We start from the raw sequence: 6455 nt of genomic DNA on the forward strand, positions 1-6455 counted from the left end.
ACCCCACACCCGCACCCAAACCGCCCAGCCCGACCCGCCACCGGACACCGTGAAACGGACACACCGCATTTCGCCGGACACCGGGTTCGCCACCGACCGGCTGGCCGAACCGCGCAGCCGAGAGGCTGATACCTCTGAGTCATAACTATGCCGCAGAGGTATCAACAGTCCCGGGTGTCCGCTACTCGGTGGGCGCGGTCTCCGCGGCGAACGTCCGGTCCGGCCGTGCCCGCCCCGGGCTGGCCATGGTTCCCCTGCCTCCCCGGCTGCGCGACGTCTGCCGTCGTCCGCCCGCTCATCGCACCCACCTCCGCGTCAGGTCACGGTCGAGGTCAGTCATGGGACAGGGCGGTGAGTTCCTCGTCGAGCAGGCGGGCGAGCCCGTCGTGCCGGTCGGGGTGGCTGGCCGGGGTCATCCCGCGGCTGGGCATCTCGACGATCATCAGCAGGTAGAGGTGCATCCGGTAGAGCCCGAGGCGGCGCCGGAGGCCGGCGTCGAAGACCGGCGGGTCGTCCGTCGCGGCGGCGTAGCCGCGGAGGAACGGGTGGTCCGGTTCGTCCTCCGCCCGGCGGAGCAGCAGCGGGGAGACCAGGTCCACCATGGGATCGCCGAAGAGGTAGCGCTCGCCGTCGACCAGCCCGCACATCCGGTACGGGCCGTCGCCGTCGGGCTCGGCGAGCACGTTGCCGTCCCAGCCGTCGAAGTGCACCAGCGCCGGGCGGCGTACCTGGTCGAGCAGCCGGCGGTGCAGCCGCACCGCGGACCGGATCCGCTCCACCGGCACGGGCACCCGCCAGTCGGCGGCGTCGGCGAGCAGGTCCTCGATCATCGCGGCGAACGCCTCGGCCCAGGTCGACCCGCCGGTACGTCCGTCGTCGTAGCCGAAGCGGTCTCCGGTGACCCGGTGCACCGTGGCCAGCGCCGTGCCGAAGTCGTACCGCGCCCGGCCACCGTCCACTCCGGACGACGCCAGGTCGCTCAGCGACCGGCCGGGCAGCCGGCCGGTGACCAGCCACTCGCCCAACCTCGGATGCACGCCGTGGTGCAGCACCGGCGGTACGGGAACCCCCGGCGCGTGCGTCGCCGCCAGCCGGAAGTAGCGGGCCTCGGCGGCGGCGAGGCCCCGCTCGTAGCGCAGCAGCGGCACGGCGGGCGGCGGGGCCACCTTCAGCACCACCTCGCGGCCGTCGTCCAGGCGGACCCACCAGACGGCGGCGTAGCCGCCCCCGGTCAGCGGGCCGCAGGCCGCCACGCCACGGTCCGGCCCGAGCGAGGCCCGGACGTAGTCGGCCACGTCGGCGGGGGAGAGGACCCGCTGGGTGGGACTCGGCCCGCTCATTCCACGCTCCGCCACGCCGTCCGCGTCACGCGCGTCAGACTAGTGCGCGCCCCCGCGCTCCGTCCGCCCCGCGCACCCGCCGACCCCGGCACCGGCGCAGCCCGCCGCGCCCAACCCTTGCCCCTACCGGCGACCGGCCAGGGTGTGCGTCAGCCGAGGCGTATCTGCGCCGGCTGCTCGACCGGTGCCTTCCGCGCGCGACCGTCACCGTCGCTCCCGGCGGACCCGTCAGGTCCGCTGGCTGCGGTGGCACCAGCGGTGCCGGCGACCCCGAGGGGCGGGGCCGGCATGATCGGCGCGTCCCGGCCGGTGCCGTGCCGGCTGTCGCCGGCGCCGCGCCCGTCGCCGCCCGCGGACTCCTCGTGGTAGTCCTGCTCGACGTTGACGGACCAGACGTCGTGGCGGGTGCCGCAGACGATGTTCTCCGCGGTGAGCATCGCGGTCAACATCGAGTGGTCCTGGTTGTTGTACCGGTGCATGCCGTTGCGGCCGACCGGGTGCACGTTGGGCACCTCGCGGGCCAGCCACTCCCGGATCACGTCGACGTTGTGCTGGTAACGCTCGTCGTAGACCGGGTACGCCTTCGGCATCCGCACCACGTAGCCGGCCTCCACGACGCCCGGCCGGACCAGACCCAGCCGCTCCAGCTCGGCGGTCGCGGCGGCGATCAGGTCGGCGTCGGGCGTACGCCAGGTCTCGTCGTCCTCGAAGACGAAGTACTCCAGCCCGAGGCAGGTGCGGCCGTCCTTGACCAGGTGCGGCGACCAGGACCCGAAGTTCTGGATCCGGCCCACCTTCACCGCCGGGTCGTGCACGTAGATCCAGTTGTCCGGGAAGGAGAACTCCTCGGGCACCACCAGCGCGACGGTGAGGAAGTCCCGGTACCGCAGGTCGGCCGCGGCGGCCAGCACCTCCGGCGGGGCGGCCGGGCGCAGCGCGGCGACCAGCTCGGAGATCGGCATCGAGGAGACGACGTGCTCCGCCGGCTCGGTACGCTGCCCGCCCGCCCCGTTGACGGTCACGGCGACCGCCCGGCGGTGCTCCGGGTCGCGGTGCACGGCGGTCACCCACGTCCCGGTGTCCACCCGACCGCCCCGGCGACGCACCTCCTCGGCGCAGCGCTCCCACATCATGCCGGGCCCCAGCTTCGGGTACTGGAACTCCTCGATCAGGCTGGTCACGTCCTTGCGGTTGCGTTTGGGCAGCACGGCGTTGCGCACCGCCTTGGCCAGCGACAGGTTCTTGATCCGCTGGGCGGCCCAGTCGGCCTGCAGTTGGTCGGCCGGCATGCCCCAGACCTTCTCCGTGTACGTCTTGAAGAAGATCGAGTAGAGCCGCCAGCCGAACCGGGCCGAGACCCATCCCTCGAAGTGCGACTGGTCCTTCGGCGGGCGCAGCCGCGCCCGGGCGTACGAGCCCATGCAGAGCGCGGCCTCGCGCAGCCCGAGGTTGCGCAGCGCGTTGGTCGCGTTCAGCGGGTAGTCGTAGAGCGCACCGCGGTAGTAGATCCGGCTCATCCGGGGGCGGAGCAGGAAGTCCTCGTCGGGCAGGACCTCGTGCCAGAACTCCTCGACCCGGGGCACCTTGGTGAAGAACCGGTGCCCGCCGATGTCGAACCGCCAGCCGTCCCGCTCCACGGTGCGGCTGATCCCGCCGACCACCTCGTCCGCCTCGAACACCCGTACCGGGGCGCCCCGCCGGAGCAACTCGTACGCCGCGGTCAGTCCCGCCGGCCCCGCGCCGATGACCACCGTGCCGCGTTCGTCAGCCATGACCTGCCACTTTCTGCCGTTGTGGACGGGCCGGCTTACCCACCCTGACGGCGATGTCACCCCCGGTTCCGCAGGCCGGCCCACGTGTCAACGGCCGCGGAACGGGGATGTGGCACCGTTCGTGGCCGGGTGGCCGGATCCGGGAGAGGCATGGGCGACAGGGGGCGGGCCGACGCGGCCGAGCGCGGCGCGTCCACCGGCCGCGCCTGGCAGGTGGCGGCCGGGGCGCGGCGGGCGGTCGGCCGGGTGCCGGCCCCCTGGCCGTACGTGGTGGCGATCTTCGTCGGTACGAAGGTGGCGCTCAGCCTCCTCGGGCTGCTCGCGCTGAGCGCCTTCGACGAGGCGCCCTGGGCGCCGCCGCCGTACGAGACAGCGATGCGCCAGCAACAGCGGGAGGTCTCCGAGCACCGCTGGTTCTCGCTCTGGTTCGCCTGGGACACGTTCCTCTACGACCACCTGGCCCGGCTGCCGCTGGACGAGCCGTGGCGCGACTTCGGCTTCCCGTTGCTCTACCCGTTCCTGGCCCGGCCGCTGGCCCCGCTGCTGGGCGGGGACACCGCGCTGGCCCTGCTGGTGGTCGCCAACGTCGCGTTCCTGCTGATGCTCTACTACGCGTACCGGCTGGGGGAGCGGCTGCTCGGCGATGACCCGGCGGCCCGCCGGTTCGTCCGCTACCTGGTGCTGCTGCCGGCGGCGTTCCTGTTCCAGGCGGCGTTGACCGAGTCGCTCTTCCTCTGTCTGGCGCTGGCCGCGTTCTACTACGCCGAGCGGCGGCGCTGGCTGGTGGTCGGCGTGGTCGGATTCTTCCTGGCGCTGAGCCGCTCGGTCGGGTTCTTCGTCGTTCTCCCGCTGGCCCTGGTGCTGCTGCGGCAGGGCGACTACCGGCTCGGGCCGCGGGCGCTGTGGCGGTACGTCCGCACCGGCTGGCCGCTGCTGCTGGTGCCCGCCGGCTGGCTGAGCTTCATGGCCTTCTGTTACTGGCAGAGCGGGGACTGGTTCGCCTACAAGCACACCCAGGAGCGGGGCTGGGGGATCAGCGTGCAGAACCCGTTGCGGGTGATCTGGCACGGCCTGACCGACGCGCCGACCCGGGACGCGCTGCGGGTGTGGATCGCGGTGGCCGTGCTGGTCGTCCTGCTCGCGGCCGCCCGCCGGATCGGCCTGCCGTACCTCGTCTACGGGCTGATCATGGTGCTGGTGCCGCTGTCGATGGGCCCGCCGGTGTACAAGAGCCTGCTGCGCTACCTGCTCGCCGTGTTCCCGGTCGGCCTGGCCCTGGCCCGGTGGGCCCGGCACGCCACCCTGGACGTCTGGCTGACCGCCGCCCTGGCCCTGCTCCAGGGCGCGCTCTTCGTCACCTGGCTCGCCTACTGGACCCACTTCATCATCTGACCCGCCTGGAGCCGGCGCGCCCGAACGGCCGGCGTCTTCACCTGACCGGCGTCGCTCACTATGATCCGGTGAAAGTGATTGCCGGCGGATCGATCAGTGGCCGGCAGAAATCTTCGGGCGCGACCGGCGTGCCGGGAAGGGTTGGCATGGCACTGTCCGCGACCGTCCGGGCCGAACTGGCCGGCATCGTCGGCCCGGCGAACGTGCACGACGCCGACGGCGACCTCGTCGCGTACGCCCGCGACGCCACCCCACTGTTCACCCATCGGCCCGACGCGGTGGTCTTCCCGGCCGACACCGCCGAGGTCGCCGCGGTGCTGGCGCTGGCCACCCGGCACGGCGTGCCGGTGGTGCCGCGCGGCGCGGGCTCGAACCTGTGCGCGGCCACCGTGCCGCTGCGCGGCGGGATCGTGCTCGTGCTGACCCGGCTGAACGCGATCCTGGAGATCAGCGCGGACGAGCTGCTGGCCCGGGTGCAGCCCGGCGTCTCCAGCGCCGCGCTGGCCGACGCCGCCGCCGCGCACGGGCTGCTCTGGGCACCGGATCCGGGCAGCCGGACCGTCGCCACCGTGGGCGGCACCGTCGCCACCTGCGCCGGCGGGCTGCGCGGGCTGAAGTACGGGGTCACCCGCAACTACGTGCTCGGGCTGGAGGCGGTGCTGCCCACCGGCGAGGTGATCCGCACCGGCGGCCGGCTCTGGAAGGACGTGGCCGGCTACGACCTGACCCGGCTGCTCACCGGCTCGGAGGGCACCCTCGCGGTGATCACCGAGGCGACCGTGGCGCTGCTGCCGGCGCCCGCGTCCGCCAACACCGGGGTGGCGTACTTCCCGTCGCTGGCCGAGGCGGGGGAGGCGGTGGCCCGGGTGATCCGGGCCGGGGTGGTGCCGGCGACCCTGGAGTTCCTCGACCGGGCCTGCATCGACGCCGTGGAGGACTTCGCCCACCTGGGGCTGCGGACCGACGCCGGGGCGCTGCTGCTCTTCGGTGACGACGGCCCGCCGGACCTGGTCGCGACCCACCTCGACCGGATCGGCGCGGCCTGCGTCGCGGCCGGTGCGGTGGAGGTCACCACCGCCCGCGAGGTCGCCCAGGCGGAGGCGCTGCTGGCCGCCCGGCGGTGCGCGCTGCCCGCGCTGTCCCGGCGCGGCGGGGTGACCATCCTGGAGGACGCGACCGTCCCGCGGCCGCGGATCGCCGAGATGGTCGACCGGATCGACGCGGTCGCCGCCCGGCACGACGTCGCCATCGCCACCTTCGGCCACGCCGGCGACGGCAACCTGCACCCCACCTGCGTCCTCGACTCCGCCGACGACACCGACGCGGTACGCCGCGCCGAGGCGGCCTTCGCCGACGTGTTCGCCGCCGCCCTCGACCTCGGCGGCACCATCACCGGCGAGCACGGGGTGGGCGCGGCGAAGCTGCCGTTCCTGGCCGCCCGGCTCGGCGACGACCAGCTCGCCCTGCTCCGCCGGATCAAGACCGCCTTCGACCCGGCGGGCATCCTCAACCCCGGAAAGCTGGGCTCGTGAGCGGCGACGTGTTCGACCCCGGGCAGTTGTCCCGCTGCATCTCCTGCGGCTTCTGCCTGCCCGCCTGCCCCACGTACGCGATGACCGGCGACGAGGCGTCCTCGCCGCGCGGCAGGATCACCCTGATGCGGGCTCTGCAGGACGGCACGCTGCCCCCGGACGATCCCACCCTCGCCGAGCAGTCCTCGTTCTGCCTGGGCTGCCGGGCGTGCGAACCGGTCTGCCCGGCCGGGGTGCAGTACGGCAGCCTGCTGGAGCAGTGGCGGGTGCACCAGTGGCGCGGCCGGCGCCGGCCACCGCTCGCCCGGGCGCTGACCCTGATCGCCGGGCAACGCTGGCTGCTGCGCCTGCTCGGCCTGGTACGCGGCGCCGCCCGCGGCCCGGTCGCCGCCCCGCCGACCGGCGCCCGCGGCCCGGTC

The 6455-nt window shown here is 74.0% G+C and carries 5 protein-coding genes; 3 read left to right on the forward strand and 2 right to left on the reverse strand.

Annotated elements, in window-relative coordinates; all coding sequences use genetic code 11:
- Nucleotides 1-332 precede the first annotated feature (332 nt).
- A complete protein-coding gene (locus tag DLJ47_RS23850) occupies nucleotides 333-1340 on the reverse strand; it encodes a phosphotransferase family protein (protein ID WP_109902938.1) in 1008 nt (335 codons plus the stop codon).
- 149 nt (nucleotides 1341-1489) lie between these two features.
- Nucleotides 1490-3112, reverse strand: coding sequence for an NAD(P)/FAD-dependent oxidoreductase (locus DLJ47_RS23855; protein WP_109902940.1), 1623 nt, complete (start codon nucleotides 3110-3112; stop codon nucleotides 1490-1492).
- Nucleotides 3113-3262: 150 nt separating this feature from the next.
- On the opposite strand from DLJ47_RS23855, the gene DLJ47_RS23860 reads away from it, so the two are divergent.
- The 3 genes from DLJ47_RS23860 to DLJ47_RS23870 form a co-directional block, all read left to right on the forward strand.
- Nucleotides 3263-4504: a glycosyltransferase family 39 protein gene (locus DLJ47_RS23860; RefSeq protein WP_233257984.1), complete on the forward strand. Its 1242-nt coding sequence runs from the start codon at nucleotides 3263-3265 to the stop codon at nucleotides 4502-4504.
- Between the two features lie 146 nt (nucleotides 4505-4650).
- Nucleotides 4651-6036 carry an FAD-binding oxidoreductase gene (locus tag DLJ47_RS23865; protein ID WP_109902942.1) on the forward strand — a complete coding sequence of 462 codons (1386 nt, stop codon included), beginning with the start codon at nucleotides 4651-4653 and terminating at the stop codon, nucleotides 6034-6036.
- Nucleotides 6033-6455 (forward strand): 4Fe-4S dicluster domain-containing protein (locus tag DLJ47_RS23870; protein ID WP_146228186.1); only part of this gene is annotated, 423 nt, incomplete at its 3' end. The genes DLJ47_RS23865 and DLJ47_RS23870, both read left to right, overlap by 4 nt.

The sequence above is a fragment of the Micromonospora sp. S4605 genome, assembly GCF_003176715.1.
GTDB classification, from domain to species: Bacteria; Actinomycetota; Actinomycetes; order Mycobacteriales; family Micromonosporaceae; genus Micromonospora; species Micromonospora echinaurantiaca.

Coding starts and splice junctions, on each gene's coding strand:
- DLJ47_RS23850 (WP_109902938.1), bottom strand. CDS start 1,340: ATGAGCGGGCCGAGTCCCACCCAGCGGGTCCTCTCCCCCGCCGACGTG.
- DLJ47_RS23855 (WP_109902940.1), bottom strand. CDS start 3,112: ATGGCTGACGAACGCGGCACGGTGGTCATCGGCGCGGGGCCGGCGGGA.
- DLJ47_RS23860 (WP_233257984.1), top strand. CDS start 3,263: ATGGGCGACAGGGGGCGGGCCGACGCGGCCGAGCGCGGCGCGTCCACC.
- DLJ47_RS23865 (WP_109902942.1), top strand. CDS start 4,651: ATGGCACTGTCCGCGACCGTCCGGGCCGAACTGGCCGGCATCGTCGGC.